Annotated in this window: 15 protein-coding genes and 1 tRNA gene; 3 read left to right on the forward strand and 13 right to left on the reverse strand. The window is 52.0% G+C overall.

The features are described from left to right. Positions 1 to 96: 96 nt before the first annotated feature. From ACYVIY_RS27370 to ACYVIY_RS27390, 5 genes are all read right to left on the reverse strand, one after another. Complete coding sequence (locus ACYVIY_RS27370) at positions 97 to 312, reverse strand: YgaP family membrane protein (protein WP_460979807.1); 216 nt, start codon at positions 310 to 312, stop codon at positions 97 to 99. 152 nt (positions 313 to 464) lie between these two features. Further along, the gene (locus ACYVIY_RS27375) at positions 465 to 1,754 is read right to left on the reverse strand and encodes an adenylosuccinate synthase (RefSeq protein ID WP_460979809.1); all 1,290 of its coding nucleotides are present in this window, start codon (positions 1,752 to 1,754) and stop codon (positions 465 to 467) included. A 28-nt stretch (positions 1,755 to 1,782) separates the two neighbouring features. Further along, positions 1,783 to 2,253 (reverse strand): DUF3291 domain-containing protein, encoded by a 471-nt coding sequence (locus ACYVIY_RS27380; RefSeq protein ID WP_460979811.1) that lies wholly within the window; start codon positions 2,251 to 2,253, stop codon positions 1,783 to 1,785. Positions 2,254 to 2,319: 66 nt separating this feature from the next. Then, positions 2,320 to 2,844, reverse strand: coding sequence for a Fur family transcriptional regulator (locus ACYVIY_RS27385; RefSeq protein ID WP_460979812.1), 525 nt, complete (start codon positions 2,842 to 2,844; stop codon positions 2,320 to 2,322). An 85-nt stretch (positions 2,845 to 2,929) separates the two neighbouring features. Further along, complete coding sequence (locus ACYVIY_RS27390; RefSeq protein ID WP_460979813.1) at positions 2,930 to 5,215, reverse strand: RelA/SpoT family protein; 2,286 nt, start codon at positions 5,213 to 5,215, stop codon at positions 2,930 to 2,932. A gap of 225 nt (positions 5,216 to 5,440) precedes the next feature. Between ACYVIY_RS27390 and ACYVIY_RS27395 the strand changes: the two genes are divergently transcribed. Next, positions 5,441 to 5,522, forward strand: a tRNA-Leu gene (locus ACYVIY_RS27395). Positions 5,523 to 5,622: 100 nt separating this feature from the next. Then, positions 5,623 to 6,984 carry a trigger factor gene (gene tig / locus ACYVIY_RS27400; protein WP_460979814.1) on the forward strand — a complete coding sequence of 454 codons (1,362 nt, stop codon included), beginning with the start codon at positions 5,623 to 5,625 and terminating at the stop codon, positions 6,982 to 6,984. Positions 6,985 to 7,103: 119 nt separating this feature from the next. On the opposite strand, the gene ACYVIY_RS27405 is transcribed toward tig, so the two are convergent. The 5 genes from ACYVIY_RS27405 to ACYVIY_RS27425 form a co-directional block, all read right to left on the reverse strand. Then, a complete protein-coding gene (locus ACYVIY_RS27405) occupies positions 7,104 to 8,888 on the reverse strand; it encodes an AMP-dependent synthetase/ligase (RefSeq protein WP_460979815.1) in 1,785 nt (594 codons plus the stop codon). 280 nt (positions 8,889 to 9,168) lie between these two features. Then, entirely contained in the window at positions 9,169 to 10,278 is a 1,110-nt protein-coding gene (locus ACYVIY_RS27410; protein WP_460979816.1) for an esterase, read from the reverse strand. A 50-nt stretch (positions 10,279 to 10,328) separates the two neighbouring features. Next, on the reverse strand, positions 10,329 to 10,787 hold the full coding sequence (locus tag ACYVIY_RS27415) for a DUF3237 domain-containing protein (protein WP_460979817.1): 459 nt from the start codon (positions 10,785 to 10,787) through the stop codon (positions 10,329 to 10,331). Positions 10,788 to 10,799: 12 nt separating this feature from the next. Then, positions 10,800 to 11,684, reverse strand: coding sequence for an alpha/beta hydrolase (locus ACYVIY_RS27420; protein WP_460979818.1), 885 nt, complete (start codon positions 11,682 to 11,684; stop codon positions 10,800 to 10,802). A gap of 28 nt (positions 11,685 to 11,712) precedes the next feature. Continuing rightward, on the reverse strand, positions 11,713 to 12,993 hold the full coding sequence (locus ACYVIY_RS27425) for a flavin-dependent oxidoreductase (protein WP_460979819.1): 1,281 nt from the start codon (positions 12,991 to 12,993) through the stop codon (positions 11,713 to 11,715). A gap of 102 nt (positions 12,994 to 13,095) precedes the next feature. On the opposite strand from ACYVIY_RS27425, the gene ACYVIY_RS27430 reads away from it, so the two are divergent. Beyond that, positions 13,096 to 13,998 carry a LysR family transcriptional regulator gene (locus ACYVIY_RS27430; protein ID WP_460979820.1) on the forward strand — a complete coding sequence of 301 codons (903 nt, stop codon included), beginning with the start codon at positions 13,096 to 13,098 and terminating at the stop codon, positions 13,996 to 13,998. A 70-nt stretch (positions 13,999 to 14,068) separates the two neighbouring features. Here the strand turns inward: ACYVIY_RS27430 and ACYVIY_RS27435 are convergent, their stop codons facing one another. The 3 genes from ACYVIY_RS27435 to ACYVIY_RS27445 all read right to left on the reverse strand — a co-directional run bounded on the left by ACYVIY_RS27435 (position 14,069) and on the right by ACYVIY_RS27445 (position 16,899). Further along, entirely contained in the window at positions 14,069 to 15,106 is a 1,038-nt protein-coding gene (locus tag ACYVIY_RS27435; protein WP_460979821.1) for a hypothetical protein, read from the reverse strand. Positions 15,107 to 15,207: 101 nt separating this feature from the next. Next, complete coding sequence (locus tag ACYVIY_RS27440) at positions 15,208 to 15,828, reverse strand: L-threonylcarbamoyladenylate synthase (RefSeq protein WP_460979822.1); 621 nt, start codon at positions 15,826 to 15,828, stop codon at positions 15,208 to 15,210. Positions 15,829 to 15,912: 84 nt separating this feature from the next. After that, positions 15,913 to 16,899 (reverse strand): glycosyltransferase, encoded by a 987-nt coding sequence (locus ACYVIY_RS27445; RefSeq protein ID WP_460979824.1) that lies wholly within the window; start codon positions 16,897 to 16,899, stop codon positions 15,913 to 15,915. Positions 16,900 to 16,916: the final 17 nt, after the last annotated feature.

The following is a 16,916-nucleotide window of genomic DNA, read 5'->3' on the forward strand; positions in this document are numbered from 1 at the left end:
TGCGTAAATTCCGGTTGTAGTCCTCAAAAATACGCAAAAAAAGACAGCCCTGCTCAGAGGAGACAGGGCTGATTAGACAGAAATGGCCGTTGACGACTAGGAATTAACTTCCTGCCGGGTCGAAATTTTCAACGTATCGTAGAGCCAGCAGTAGCCGGTAACACAGCTTACAAACAGCACCGCTGCTAGTGCTAGCATAAGATAAGAAAAGGGGGTGGAGATTAAGCCCAGCAAACAGGGGATAACGAAATCGAGGATCAGTAAGGCCCTGATGACCAGATCGACCCGACCAATATTTTTTACGAAGTTCATAGGTTAAGAATAAAGTTACGATAGGTACGAGGTAAATATAAAAAGTTTACAAGTAGTTACTGCAAATACTGTGCAAAGGCCACAAAAAAAGCCCCGGTTAACAGGGCTTTTTTGCAAAAAATATACTAAACGGATATGTAACCCGCGTCTAATCAGACCATACCAACGGCTTGCCGGTAAATGATGGCCTCCCGATCAGGGCTGGTCGAGATGAAACTAATCGGTAGTCCCAGTGCATCTTCCAGAAAATGAACGTAGGTCGCCAGTTCAGCGGGCATTTCATCAAACGCATGCACATTGGCCAGGCTGGTTTGCCAGCCGCTGAAGGATTTGTAAACCGGCTCCACCGCGGTATCGCACAGGTCGTACGGAAGCAACTCGGTTATCGTGCCATCGGGTAATTTATAGTGGGTACAGACGTTGATTTCGTCGAAAATGTTCAGCACGTCGACTTTCATCATCACCAGTTGCGTTACGCCATTGATCATGATAGCGTATTTCAGGGCGGGCAGGTCGAGCCAGCCACAGCGACGTGGGCGGCCGGTTGTAGCACCGAATTCCCGGCCTTCCTGCCGAATGCGTTCGCCAGTTTCGTCCGCTAACTCCGTCGGGAAAGGGCCGCTGCCAACGCGGGTGCAGTACGCTTTAAAAATACCGAATACTTCCCCAATTTGGCGGGGGGCAATGCCTAAACCCGTGCAGGCACCAGCCGTCATCGTGTTCGAGGACGTAACGAACGGATACGAACCGAAATCAATGTCGAGTAACGAGCCCTGAGCGCCTTCTGCCAAGACCTTCTTACCGCTTGTGAGGGCATTGTTAACTGCGTATTCACTATCGGTAAGCTGGAATTGCTTCATGAACTCGACCGCGGCAAAGAACTCTTCTTCGGCCTGGGGCAGCGCCGTCGCGTAATCAAATCCGTTCTGTTCCAGGATCACTTTGTGCGTATTGACCAGCTTCTCGTATTTGGTCGGGAAGTTCGGCGACAGGATATCGCCCACGCGCAGACCCATCCGGGCGACTTTATCCTGATACGTCGGACCAATTCCCCGCAAGGTCGAGCCGATTTTCGATTCACCTTTTGCTTGTTCGTAGGCTGCATCCAGCAGCCGATGAGTCGGCAGGATGATCGAGGCTTTTTTGGAAATCTCCAGGTTAGTCGTCAGGTCGAGGTTGTATTTGGCCAGCCCGTCGATTTCTTTTTTAAAGACGATCGGGTCCAGCACCACGCCATTCCCGATGATATTCAAAATATCAGCCCGAAAGATTCCCGACGGAATCTGGTGCAGCACGTGCTTAAAGCCGTCGAACTCAAGCGTGTGCCCGGCATTGGGGCCACCCTGAAACCGAGCAACAACCTGGTACTGGGGAGCCAGCACATCTACAATTTTACCTTTTCCTTCATCGCCCCATTGGAGGCCTAATAAAACATCTACCATTCTGATCGGACCGCGGCTGCGGTTTTGATTAAGCTAATTCATTAAGGATGCGGACATCAGTCGGCATGGGCTGAATATCCCGAAACGTAAATGCCAGTGGGCCTGACCCGTGCGTATTCAAGCACTCAAGCCGTTGGCGGGCTTCCTCTACAGTGGGCTCATGCCCAACCGGAACCCACCACAGCACGGTCAGCAACCGATCTGGCTTTTCAAACCACTTCCGGCGGTCTTTCATGACCTCCGTATGCATACTTTTAAATACGAATGCCTGCAAGGTCTCGGGCGAACTCCAAACCGACATATTGACAATAATACGCTCATCGTCAAATGGACGTAAGTCAGTAGCGTTATTACCATCGCCTTTTAACCGCCAGACAAACCCCTCACTTCCCTCGGCTAATCGATTGATGGTATCGAGCTGGTCGACAAAATCAGCCATGATTGGATGATTAATGTCAGGAGCAAGCATACGTGAGATGTTTAGCTGAGCTAAGTGCATGGATGTTATAGGGTTGGCAATATAGGGCTGTGCCAGACGTAACCGTGTCTGACGACATAGGGTGCTCTAGTCTTCGATGGGTACCTGCACACCTTGCTGGTCTTTTTCGCGGTCCGACGTTTCGGTTACCTGGCGGTTTTCGCACTGGTCACGCGCGCAGGAGCCGTAGAAGATCAGCGAGTGGTGCATCACGTTAAACTTCAACATATCGCCCACCATGTTCTGAATATTCTGAACCCGGGGGTCACAGAACTCCATTACTTTATGGCAGTCCGTACAGATGAGGTGATCGTGCTGGCGGTATCCATACGACTTTTCGTACTGAGCCAGATTCCGGCCAAACTGATGCTTTGTAACCAGATCACAGTCTACCAAAACGTCCAGCGTATTATAAACCGTGGCCCGGCTGACGCGGTACTTCTTGTTTTTCATCGAGATGTATAACTCGTCCACATCGAAGTGGTCCTGCCGGTTATAGATCTCTTCCAGTATAGCAAATCGTTCGGGCGTTTTTCGCAGGCCTTTCCGTTCGAGGTAAGCCGTGAAAATCGTCCGGGCCGATTCCAGATTTGTTTGAGTGGGAGCAGACATAACGCAAAAATAGTGATGCGTGATGAGTTATGAGCGATGACGGGCAATTAAGTGAAAACGACCCGCGCTTTGAACTCATCACTTTTTAAGAATCAAACCGTACGACCTCAAACACGCCCTGAACTCGTTCCAGTTTCCGCATCAGCGTTTCGAGGTGAGCCGTATCGTTGACATACAGCCGAATGTTGCCCTCAAAGATACCATCTTTTGAGTCAATCGTTACCGAGCGCATGTTGATGTGCAATTCGTTGCTGATCACCCGCGTTACGTCGTTGACTAGCCCAACGCGGTCGGTTCCCGTGATCCGAAGGCCAGCCAGAAACGCCAGTTCTTTCTGGGACGTCCACTTGGCTTTGATAATGCGGTTGCCGTGGTTCGACATCAGCTCAACCGCGTTGGGGCACGTAACGCGGTGTATTTTAATGCCATCGTTGATGGTCACAAAGCCAAATACGTCGTCGCCGGAAATCGGGTTGCAGCATTTCGAGAGGGTATAGTCAATCCGGTCCATATCCTCGCCGATGAGCAGCATATCGGCATCGGCCCGTTCGCCGTGGATTTTCTTTAGCTCTTTAACGAAGGCTTTTGCATCCGGTAACGTGTCGGTGTTGAGCTTATTGGCGCGGTTCTCTTTGGCTTCCTTATCCGCTTTAAACTTCTTGAGTTCCTGAACGTCGACATGGCCTTTGCCAACCCGGTAGAAGAAGTCATCGGCGGTTTTGGAGCCGAAGTAGGCACGTAGCTGGTTAATTACCTCATTGGTCATTTCCAGCCGCAACACGCGCAGTTTCTTCGCAACCAGATCCCGACCGTCGGTTACATACCGCTTGTTCTCTTCCTTAATTAAGTCCTTAATCTTGGTCTTCGCCTTCGACGTCACCACAAAGCGCAGCCAGTCTTCGCTCGGCTTCTGGCGGTTCGACGTGATTACTTCGACCTGATCACCGTTTTGCAGTACGTGGCTCAACGGGACCAAGGTATTGTTCACCTTGGCCGCCATGCAGCGCGCGCCAATCTGAGTGTGAATGTCGAACGCAAAATCAAGCGCTGTAGCTCCGCGCTGCAACACTTTCAGATCACCTTTCGGCGTAAAGACAAAGACTTCTTCGCTGTACAGATTGCTTCGGAAGTCGTCGACAAACTCGATGGCGGCCTTTTTATCGCTGTTGCTGGCCGACTCGATCATGTCGCGCACCTGACTGATCCAGGCTTCAATGCCCGCGCCGGTCTGGGTATCGTTGCCTTTGTACTTCCAGTGGGCGGCATATCCCTTTTCGGCAATTTCGTTCATCCGTTCGGTGCGGATCTGCACCTCTACCCACTGCCCCGATTTGCTCATCACCGTGGTGTGGAGCGACTCATAGCCGTTGGTACGTGGGGTACTGATCCAGTCTTTTAACCGGTCTGGATTAGGCTTATAATGGTCCGTTACGATGGAGTAGGCCCGCCAGCAGGCGGCTTTTTCTTCTTCCGGCGCTACATTCAGAATAATGCGAACGGCGAACAGATCATATATTTCCTCGAACGGCTTCTTCGATTTATTAAGTTTCGTCCAGATGGAATAAATCGATTTCGGCCGCCCTTTTATTACGTATTTGATGCCGGTTTCGGCTAAATCAGCTTCAATCGGCTCAATGAACCGGCCGATAAACCGGTCGCGGGCTAATCGGGTCTCGCGCAACTTCTTGGCAATATCCTTGTACGCTTCGGGCTCAACGTGCTTTAGGTAAAGATCCTCTAACTCCGATTTTATGGTATATAAACCCAACCGGTGGGCCAGGGGGGCGTAGATATAAATTGTTTCGGAGGCAATCTTTAGCTGCTTATCGCGGGGCATGGAGTCCAGCGTTCGCATGTTGTGGAGCCGATCGGCCAGCTTGATCAGAATAACGCGGACGTCATCGGATAAGGTCAGCAGCATTTTGCGGAAATTCTCGGCCTGCTGCGACGTACCGTACTCGAAAATGCCCGAAATCTTGGTGAGTCCATCAATGATCTTGGCCACTTTAGGGCCAAATGCCCGGTCGATATCCTCGATGGTGGTATCGGTATCTTCGACTACGTCGTGGAGCAGGGCCGCTACGATGCTGGTCGGCCCCAGGCCAATCTCTTCAACGGCAATTTGCGCAACGGCTAACGGGTGGTATATATAAGGTTCGCCCGAGCGCCGACGCATATTTTTATGGGCTTCAGCCGAGGTGTTAAACGCCTTTTTAATCAGTTTGGCATCATCCCCCTTCAGCATTGGTTTGGCCGCCCGTAACAATCGTCGGTAGCGTTTCAGGATTTCCTGACGTTCCAGTTCCAGGTCGATCACGGGTTCAGCCGCGTCAGCGGGCCGACCGGGTCGACGGTCAATTGCATTCATCATGGTTCGGCGTCTATAGGGGCAAGGGCCCTTCGGGTTGTACTCGTACTACCAAGATAACAAATTAATAACCGAAAGTAGACGAGATAAACGTTAAAAATAAAAGCTCGCGCCTGTTTCTTGGTGAATTAAATTCTTTTTGTACCTTTGCAGTCCCAAACGGCTAAAATCATCGATTCAGCCAATTAATTGGGGTGCAGCGGAGACGCTGTACTGGCCATAAGTTCCGCGGGCGTGGCGAAATTGGTAGACGTGCCAGACTTAGGATCTGGTGCCGCAAGGCATGGGGGTTCGAGTCCCTCCGCCCGTACAACGATTCAAAGAGCGAAAGAGTGAAGGAGTGAAAGAGCATTGCTAAACAATCCACTCTTCATTCTTTCGCTCTTTCCCTATTTAAAACTGATACATCTGTGGATATTACGTTAGAAAAATCCAGCGAAACGAATGCGTCGCTGAAGATTACGCTGACTCCGGCCGACTACAAGCCCGAAGTAGATAAAAAACTGAAAGACTACGGCCGTAAAGTCCAGTTGAAGGGCTTTCGTCCGGGCCACGTACCTGCTTCGCTGGTTCAGAAGATGTACGGCAAAAGCATTCTGGTCGACGAGATCAACTCGATGCTTAGCAAGACAGTTAGCCAGTATATCCGGGAGAACAAATTACAGGTAGTGGGCGACCCCGTTCCCGATCGCACGGAGGCTGACGCCATCGACTGGGATAACCAGACCGATTTTGCGTTTAGCTATACGCTGGGCCTGGCTTCTGAATTTGACATTGACTTTGCTGATCTGCCGAGCGTAACGCAGTACGAAATTCAGGCGGGCGAAGCTGAGATCAATACTACCATTTCCGATCTGCAGCAGCGGTTCCATACCCACAGCCACGGCGAAGAAGTTGGTGATGGCGACACCATCTACGGTGAATTGAAGCAACTGAACGTTGCTGAAGGTGCTGAAGGATTCTCGGCCAAGACAGCGTTTCCTATGAACCAGATGGCCGAAGAAGCCAAAGGTCAATTCGTCGGTAAGAAAAAAGGAGAGGTTGTTACGTTTGCGTTGGAGCAGGCGTTCCCCGACGAGAAAGCGCGGGCTACGGCTACGGGCGTTAAGAAAGAAGAAGCGGCTGAACTGACAGGTGAATTTACGTTTGAAATCGACGACATCACCCGCCACGAGCCAGCCGAACTGAATCAGGAGTTTTTCGATAAGGTACTCGGCGCGGGTGCCGCTACTGACGAAGAGCAGTTCCGGGCTAAAGTAGCCGAAATCATTCGTAGCAACTACGGCCGTGAATCGGCGCAACTGCTGCGGTTAGATATTGAAAAAACGCTGCTCGACACTACGCCAATTCTGCTGCCCGACGAGTTTCTGAAAAATTGGCTGCTCGAAGTAAACGAAGGCAAGTTCACGCCGGAGCAGGTTGAGGAGCAGTACGAGGACTTTACGAAGTCGGTTAAGCTGCAGCTCATCAAAAACAAGATTGCCGAGAAAGCTGACATCAACGTCGAATTCGAGGAAGTGTTGGAAGTAACCCGCCAGATGGTTCGTGAGCAGTTCGGTTTCATGAGCGGTGAAAACGAGGAAATGAACCAGACCATCGACCGCATTGCCCGGAATTACCTGGTCGATGAGAAAAACAACGGCCAGAACTACACGAGTACGTTTAACCGGGTGTATGACGACAAAGTCATTGAATACGCGAAAACGCAGATGACCCTTGCCACCCAGGAGGTATCGGTCGATGAGTTTAAAGCGCTGGTTGAGAATCGCTAGTACACGATAAGACTATACAATACAAGACGAAGGCCCGGTCATTGATCGGGCCTTCGTGCGTTTAAGATGTTTTCGGACGCTATGTAACGTAGCCAGCTTTTATCCATAATTCACGCTACTTACCGGAACATATCCGCGATAGCGTGTTTATACTTCTCCAGAATAATCTTGCGCTTGAGTTTAAGCGTCGGGGTTAGCTCACCGCCCTGAACCGTCCATTCGGCCGGTAGCAGCTCAAATTTTTTGATTTGTTCGACGTGGTTGAAGGCCTCATTAAAGCGATTGACATCGGCCGAGATCAGCGCTCGTACCTGTTCGTCTTTGGCGGCACCGGAATCTCCTGGGTATGATTTGTTCTCCTGAGTGTACCACTCCTGAACCAGCCTGAAGGCGGGCACAATCAAGGCTCCGACAAACTTCTGCCCTTCACCGACCACCATTATTTGCTCAATCCATCGGCTTTCCACCATTTTATTTTCAATAGGCTGGGGCGCTACGTATTTGCCTCCGCTTGTTTTGAACAGCTCTTTCTTCCGGTCAGTAATCTTTAAAAATTTACCATCTACCAGCGTACCAATGTCGCCCGTACGCAGCCAGTCGCCCGTCATGACCTCTGCCGTCAGATCCGGGCGTTTGTAATAGCCCATCATGACATTCGGCCCTTTGCACAGAATTTCACCATCTTCGGCAAAGGATACCTGGACATCCTTAAGCAAAGGACCAACGGTGCCGAACATCCGGTTCGCTTCACTGTAGCGGTTTCCGCTGATGATGGGCGACGCTTCCGTTAAGCCGTAGCCTTCCATGACGATGATCTGAGCTGCGCCGAAAAGACGTAACAACCGAACCTGACAAGCGGCTGCACCGGTAATGATTGCCTTTACCTGACCACCCAGCGCTTCCCGCCACTTCGTAAACACGAGCCGGTTCGCCAGGGCCAGTTGCAGCCGATAGCTTAAGCTAGTTGGTGTGTTGATCGTGTAGCGCTCTCCCAGTTGAATGGACCAGTCAAACAGGCGTTTCTTGATACCTGTCAACTCGGCTCCCTTGGCCATAATGCCTTCGTATACTTTCTCCAGCAGGCGGGGCACCGTTGTAAAAACGGTTGGCTTCACCTCGCGCAGATTCTGAGCGATAACGTCCATGCTTTCGGCATAGTAGATCGACACTCCGCAGTAGATGTAACAATACGTAGCCATCCGCTCGACCGCGTGGTTCAGGGGCAAAAAACTAATTGCCCGGTGGCCACGAACGCCTATTTCGTTAATGACCAGCGCACTGTTGAACATGTTACTGAGGATGTTCTCGTGCGACAGCATCACCCCTTTGGGCGTACCCGTGGTACCGGAGGTGTATAAGATTGTAGCCAGATCGCTGGGGGCTACCAACTCACGGAGCTGATGAAGTTGCTCCTGCTGGCCCGTATCCTCGATGAGCAAACTGCGCCAGTGCTTAGCATTGGCGACGTTCTCAAACGTGAAAATGGCTTGCAGCGTGGGTACGTATTGGCTGATGCCCTGTACTTTTTGATATAGCTCCGCTTCGCCCACAAAGACCATTTTTATCGACGCATCGTTGAGGATAAACTGAAGTTCAGCCGGGTTAATGGTCGGATAAATCGGTACGGAAACAGCGCCAATCTGCTGAATAGCCAGGTCGACCAGCATCCATTCGGGGCAGTTTTTGCTGATGATTGCCACTTTATCCCGGCCTTCGACCGTACCATCGCCCCGCGAAATACCCTGGTTTAATAAACCGACGCTGAGCTGGTTCACCAGGTTAATGACCTCCTGCGTGCTGTATGTTTTCCAGTCGCCGGCTTCCTTAGCCGCCAGCATATCGGTTAACGGATAGTTCTTAAGTTGGTACGCGAGGCAATCAAATAATCGGGTTGGTTCGTTCATGTGGTACTAACAAGTTTCTTAATACGTATTTTCCGGCCATACATACGTGCGGAGACGGCACAAGCTAAAAACACGTCGGCGACGAAAATGTCTTGCCGACTGACAAGGCGTTTTCGTCGCCGATTCTATTAAAACGGGCAGCCCAACATTCGTGTTTTACTTGTCGGGCTGAATATACGCGGCCATGGAGTAGGGCCTCTAAATTTTTCTTTCTATCGGTCAATGGATGTATAAAACGGCCATGCCCTTACTCGTTTGGGTTTTAAGCTTCATGGACGGGTTAACGAAAGAGTAAAGGCGCAAACTGATACAAGTTCTGCCGCCACGCCAGAAACGAGTGACCACCGGGCACTTCCGTGTACTGGTATTTGATGCCGTACTTGTCGAAAAGAGCCATTGTGTTCTTGTTGTTCTGGTAAGCGATGTCTTTTTCGCCACCCATGGCAATCCAGAATAGCTTCCAGTTGTTGATTTGCGGGTTTTTAAGCACCTGGCTGTACTTCGCTTCCAGTTCCGACAGTACCGGCGGGAAATAGCCCGTACTCAGGGGCAGTACGTAGCTGAACAGCTGCGGATTCCAGAGTGCGATGTTTATGGTCTGAATACCGCCTATCGACAAGCCGGCCAGTGCGCGGCTCTCGCGCCGATTCGAGACGTTGTAGTGTTTCTCGATATACGGAATAATGTCCTGCACAAAATCGCGGGCGAACGGGTCCTGGTCAGGCCCTGCACCCATCGGTAAGGCTGTGCCCGGTACGTGTCCGGCGGGCATCACCACCAGCATCGGCTTAAGTTTACCCTCGGCCAGTATATTATCGAGAATGAAGTTTGCCCGGCCAAGGGTTGTCCAGGAGGCATCGTTATCACCCCCGCCGTGCAGCAGATACAGCACTGGTAGTTTGTCCTTCATCGAAGCGTAGCCGGGTGGGGTGTACACGTGCATCCGGCGGGTGATGCCCAGCGCCGACGATGGATACCAGACGGTTTCTACTATTCCGTGCGCTACGTTCTTAACCGCCAGGTAGTCAATCTCTTTCCCGGCCAGCTCAAAGAAGTTGGATACGCCATTCAGCGATTCCTCAAATCTCGGATTTTTCGGATCAAACGTTTTCACACCATCTACGGTCAGATCGTAGCTGTACACATTCGGTGTAAGCGGTCCCAAAACCAGCGACCAGACACCATCAGCCCCTTTCGTCAGCTTCTGGGCCGGAAAGCCGCCCGGAAAATCGCCGGAAACCGTTACGTCCGAAGCTTTGGGTGCGTAAATGGCCAGCTGCACTCGTCCATCCGCCAGAAATTTAGGAGAAGCTAACGTATCGTTGGGCGTATTGCTGCGGAAGTTCGGCTGAGCCTGTGCCCATTGGGAAAGCAAGAAAAAGGCAAACATATAAAAAAGCGGGTAACGTGGACGGAAAGAAATCATGCCGGAATAAGGGGTTAAAGGAGTCTATAAACCTGAATAAGCACCTGGTCGGGCCGACGGATGCCGGTAGCGATAAAGACCGATTTAGTGAGCCAGCTATAGCGCGCGTCGGCGGTCTCGAATTGGGGTATTGACCGAAAATAATACGTAGCCGGATCGACAACCTCACCTCGCGCGAGCCGTCGCATTACGTCCGGTGGACCATGCCGTAAGCCCTGGTTCACAATGGTGATGAGGGAGCCGTCGTCTGTGCTAAGCAGGTAACGGGCCTCAACTTCTGTTACGCCATCGGACCGACCGATCTGCCAATCGTAGCCACCGGCCACAACCTGACCGCGAATGGCCGGACCTTCAAACACACCGCCGGTGATAGGAATGACCCGACGAATGCCTTTAGGTGTCGGGCCCAGCTCCTGAATGGCGGCCACGTTAACCCGTAGTTCGAACACAAATTCCTGTTTGATCGACTCCATTCTTCGTTCAGCTTAAGGTGCTTTGGTCAATAAACCCAGAAAACCGAGCCACTCGCCGAAGCGATCAATCCAGGTGTCGACCGGCAGGTTCTGCTTGTGCATCCCAAAGCCATGACCACCTTTGGCGTACATGTGCAGTTCAGCTCCTTTACCGGCGGCTATCCAGTCGGTGTAGAGCTTGGTACTGTGCGGAGCCAGCTTCAACTGGTCGTCTGTGGCGGCTGCGACAAATAGTGGGGGCGCGTCGGTAGGAACCGTAGTTTTGTCTAGAGCACCGGTGTAGGCGTAAATAGGGGCAACAAACGCCAGTCGCCCCGCTTTTGTGTCACTGAAAACGACACCGGCCGCTACCGTCCCCCCGGCCGAGAACCCCATAATCCCGATTCGGGCCGGGTTGATGCCAAATTCGGCCGCATGTTGCTGAACGTAGTCAACCGCTTTTCGACCATCGGCAATGGCCAGCGGAACAACGGGCGCATTTTCGGCATCCAACTTTTTGAAGTCCTGCATTTTGGGAAGTAGTTCGGCGACCGGATCGTCGGTCAGACTGTGGACGAGTCGGTATTTGAGCACAAACGCGGCTACTCCTTTCGCATTGAGCCATTTCGCTACGTCGATACCTTCGTTGTCGATGGAGAGGGTGTGAAAGGCACCACCCGGACAAATAATAACGGCCGTGCCATTGGCGGTTGCAGGGTTAGGCAGATAGGCCGTGAGCGAGGGGTTGACTACGTTATAGACAACCCTCGTTTTAAACATATTCTGCGCGTTTTCTTTTTCCTGCCAGTTCCAGCTCTCTGAACCGGGTGCTTTACCGGAATAAAGCGGAATCACCTGCTGAGCCTGAAGGGCCGATGCACAGAGCAGCAAAAGAAGAGTTTTTCTGAAATAAGGCATAGGTAGGGGTTGGGTAACTAGTGAGTAATCAAGACGGACGCACCGTTTTCTGGTTCAGGGTTTCCTTGTCAAATCCGGCAATCTGGCGGTACCGGTCCATCACCGCTTTCAACTGCGCATACGGAATGGCGTCGTAGGGGTTCCGAAACCCATCGGGCGCTGCTTCTTCCATCATGTCCATAATCTGATCGGGGCCTTTCTGCCGGTTTTGGAGCACAACCTGCGTAGTGGCCGGCAGGCGCTCGCGTTCGTAGCGTTCCAGCGCCCGGCTGGCATCAGGCTCCTGAGTCAATGCGTGTGTTATCGCGTCGGCATCCAGAATCGCCTGCGAGGCTCCGTTAGACCCGATCGGGTACATCGGGTGAGCGGCATCGCCGAGCAAGGTAACCCGACCAAACGTCCAGCGGTTCAGTGGATCGCGGTCCGACATCGGGAACTCGTACACCGCTTTCGCACCGGCAATCATAGTGGGTACGTCGAGCCAGTCGAATGTCCAGCGCTGATACATGCGGACCAGCCGTTCCTGATCCGCCTGCCGATTCCAGTCGCGTTCGGTCATTACGTCCGCATCCGACTCCCGAAGATTGGCCACCCAGTTGACGAGTTGACGCCCCGATGTGTCTGGCTCCTGAATGGGATATACCACCATCTTTTGCTTCAAATGACCAATCATCACCATCGAACGGCCCGTTAGGAAAGGCGGCATCAGCGTTGTGCCTCGATACAGCACATTTCCTGAAAAACAAGGGCCTGCCTCGCTCGGATAGAGCTGCCGACGTACAACCGAGTGAATTCCATCACATCCAATCAAGACATCGGCCGTATCGGTTCCGACAACTTCGCCCGTTGGCCGGTTGATGAACGTAGCAGTTACGCCTTCGGATGTTTGCTCGAACGAAGCCAGATGGTGGCCGGGCCGAACGGCATCCGGTCCGATAACCTGCCGAACCTGATCGTAGAGAAGCTGTTGAAAATTACCCCGATGTACTGAATACTGCGGCCAGTGATAGCCCGCATGTCGTCCCCGTGGCTCTTCCCAGAAGAGCTGGCCGTGTTTGTTGTAATAGCGGAGATCCTGGGTTTCTACAGCAATCTGGGCCAGGCGCTCGGTTAGCCCCAGGTTAGTCAGCACCCGCACGCTGTGGGGCAACAGATTGATGCCGACTCCCAGCGGTTTCAGCTGACTTACCGATTCGTACACGCAGACGCTGATTCCTGCCTTATGCAGACTTAGCGCCGTTGTTAATCCGCCAATACCACCCCCGATGATAAGAACCCGCATGTGTTCGCTGATAGGATATAGAGTCACAAGTCTGCACCAGACTGTGTTCATCTGCAAAAAGATAGAAAGCTGCGGATAGAATCCAATCGTATTTTCTTACCTTGTGATAAGTTTTACTTATCACAAGGTATGGAATTGCGTCAGCTTCGCTACTTCGTTGAGATTGCTCAGGAACTTCACTATCGAAAAGCAGCTAGTCGGCTATTTGTCTCGCAACCCGCTTTAAGCCAGCAGATTCAGCTTCTGGAAGAAGAACTAGGCGTTGACTTGTTTGTCCGAAGCCGCCGTACCATCCAGCGGAAAGTAGAACTGACAGAGGCCGGTAAAGTACTGCTTCGTAAAGCCCGGCATATTTTGCAGTTAAGTCAGCAGGCGATCGACGCCACCCGGCAGGCGGGTCAGGAAGGCCCGATTCGAATGGGGGTGTTCAAAACGCTGCTCCGGAGCCGAATTATGAACGTAATGAATCTACTGTCGGAGCGACTGCCCCAGGCTAGAGTTAAATTAGTTGAACTGCCATCGTTTTTAAGCGTTCAGCAAGCGTTGCTGGACAACGAAATTGATTTGGGTTTAACCATCCTGCCCCTACAGTATCCGCAACTGGCGGCTGTGCCGTTCACCCAAGGCAATATAGCCGTGCTGCTACCCCGGCATCATCCGTTACGTCATGAAACCGATCTGACACTCGCGCAATTAGCCAGCGAATTTTGGGTGGAGATACCCGCTCCGTTAAATCCGGTTTACGAAGCGGTGGAAGCACTTTGTCGACAGGCGGGATTCGAACGTACCATCGCTCAGGAAGTGAGCTCGCTGGAACTGTTAGCCGATTTTGTGCAGGTGGGTAAGGGCATAGCGCTTATTCCGTCCCATTTCGACGTAAGCCAGCGCGACGGAGTTATCGCAAAACCACTCGTTACCAGCCAGCATACGGCTTATCCGGCATTGAATCTTCAGCATGTGGTCGCGTTTCTGGCCGGAAACAAATCACCAGCGGTAGGGGCGTTACGGCAACGCTTTTCGTCGCTTCCGTAATGCCCCTACCGCTGGCGTCGTATTCACTGATAGACATATAAATCCAGACTTGGACTTACATCTGTTCTATTTACTGATATTGAATGTACATGGGTATTGGCGTGAGTGCCAGTACCTCCGATGGGGTCATGATGCGTGAGCCCGGTTTGCGGAAATCGTTATCGTAGAACAGCTTAAAGCCGGTGTACTGAACGGGCTCTTTCTGAATATAGTCGTGGTACGAATCTTTCTTCAGTACCGGCGGTCCCCAACCGTCCATGTTCATGACGATCTGAACGTTCGGGTCGAGCTTGATATTCTTGTAATTTTTGACCATGCCCTGCGTAAAGCGGTGAACTACCAAAACCTTGGGCGGCAGCTTGTTTTCCCGAACGACGCGGCTTAAGAACGCGACCGTCTGGTTGATGTCGGCCGCATCGTAACTACCGATTTTCGTGCCCGGCCGGGCACCGGTTACCATCGAGAATTCAGGATCGATACCGAGGTGGACGAACGGAAGTTTAAGGTATTTCTCCATATAGGCCAACTCCGGACCCAGTGGAGCATGCCCCCGCTGAATGTCGAGGAACACGATAGCTTTGTGCTCATTGCCCCACTTGATAACCTTCTTAATGGTTTTGTCGGACATCCGCATCCGGTAGCCTCCGTCTTTGCCGGGCGCGCCCTGGGCTGAGGTAGCGACCAGGTGCAGGGCGGGCTGAATAGGGGTTTTGGGATCAGCTTTTTCCCAGTTCTTAATTTCTTCATCTAACCGACGTAGCATATCCTCTTTAGGATATTTACCCAGAATGCCCATTTTTTTGGAGTGCGGGTTACCGTAATAAGCGAAGATGCGTTTTTTGGGGAGAATCGCTTCGGTAGGGGCATACGTCAGCGAGTCGAGCGTTGAATCGCCGGTGCTTACGGTTCGGGTCGAACTGATGGATGGGGCTTCCGAAGAATCGGTTTTGGCGGCAGCATCCGCGGATGTGGCCGAACTTGGTTCGGCAGATGCTTCGGTGGTGAGCTTACCGTTTTTTGACGTACTCTCTTGTTTCGATTCTGTTGACGAACAGCCGGTGAGCTGACTCAGGGCCAATAGGGAGACAACGGCCAATGACAAACGCATACTGTAGGGATGAAAAGGTTAATTCATAAAAAAAAGGGTTAAACTCCGTGATGAAGGAGCGTTAACCCTACGATGCAAGTATAGAATGTTACGTCAACTTTTCAAAACACTAATTCGCCCAGCCCCTGACGGATGATCGAAAATTCGTCGCTGGTGGCATCAACGATTGTCGAGGGAACATTACCGCCATACCCGCCGTCGATCACGATGTCGACCTGGTGCTGAAACTTCTCAAAAATCAGTTCGGGATCGGTCGAATACTCAATCACCTCATCCTCATCGCGGATCGACGTTGTGATAATCGGATTGCCGAGTTCGTGCACAATCTGCCGGGGTATATCGTGGTCAGGGACGCGAATACCAACCGTTTTTTTGCTGGTGTTCAACAGCTTGGGTACGTTACCACTAGCTTCGAGCAGGAACGTGTACGGACCCGGCAGCACCTTTTTCATGAGCTTGAATGCCTGATTGCCCACCCGGGCGTAGTCGGCGATATGGCTCAGGTCATAACAGATAAACGAGAAATCGTTTTTGGCGGGTTTAATGCCTTTGATGCGGGCCACTCGCTCAACCGCACGGGTATTGTGGATGTCACAGCCCATTCCGTAAATGGTATCGGTTGGGTAAATAATGACGGCTCCGTCCCGAAGCGCCCGCACAACGTGCTCAATTCGACGCGGGTCGGGGTTTTTAGGGTACAATTTAAGGAATTCGGCAGGCATGGCGACGAAAGTTAACCGACGTTAGGTCGTACAAACGTCTAACTATAAACCGTGTCGGGTGTTTTAAATGAGCGTGGCCGATGATCACAGCGGCTGGCGGATACGGCTCAGTTTGAGGTACTGGCGATAAAGGCCATTGACCGGCGGGCGAACGTAGCTCAGGGCCAGAATGACGTTCGTGACCAGGTCCGATTGTTCGATGTGCTGGAGAAGCTGGCCGAATTTCAAGGCCAGATCGAACTGTTCGGCGTAAAAAGCTTTCCGGATAAACGTACGGATTCGTCTGGCGAGGGCTTTGTATTCAGCGGGGGTGGTGCACCGCTCGAAAGCTTTCTGGCAAACGACGAGGGTAGAACTTAACAACGTATTGTCGGGCAGCACTACCTGGGTCGACAGCGAATTGGCTAACCGTCGTTTAAGGGTTAAAACTTCATCCAGATAGGCGTAATGATAGAGCCGGGAAGAGCGAACCCAAAAGTCAAAATCTTCGTAGGCCAGTGTTTCATCGTAGCCACCCAATTCATTCAGAACGTCCCGGCGCATCATCATGGTCGGTGTACAAATGAAATAAGACGATAAAATGGGCTGAAACACATCGCCCGACGGGACCTTGCAGCGAGCCCGTCCCCGTTGATCTACTTCGTAATGATACGCCGTTTGCCGGTTGTGCTCATCGATGTAGGCGGCATTCGAAAATACGACGGCATAGGGACCCGACAAGCGCTCGAATAAAGCAACCTGTTTCGCAATTCGACCCGGCAGCAATACGTCGTCGGCCGCCAGATCGATTACGTACCGACCGCTGGCTAAGGCTAATCCCTGATTGAAGGCTTTGTTCAGGCCAACGTTCACCGGGTTCTGAATAAATTGAACGGATGGGTGCTGTTGACTAAACCCGGCGATAGTCAGGGCCGACTGGTCCTGACTGCCATTGTCGATCACAATAAGCTCGACGTTTGGGTAATCCTGCTCGACGACCGATTGAAGGGCCTGCCGGACGTAACGGTCATGGTTATAACACGTACAGATAACGCTCACCCAAGGCTTGATCCCATTGAGGTAGGGACTCATCGGAAGGGGATTCGACT

The organism is Spirosoma knui, assembly GCF_054780635.1.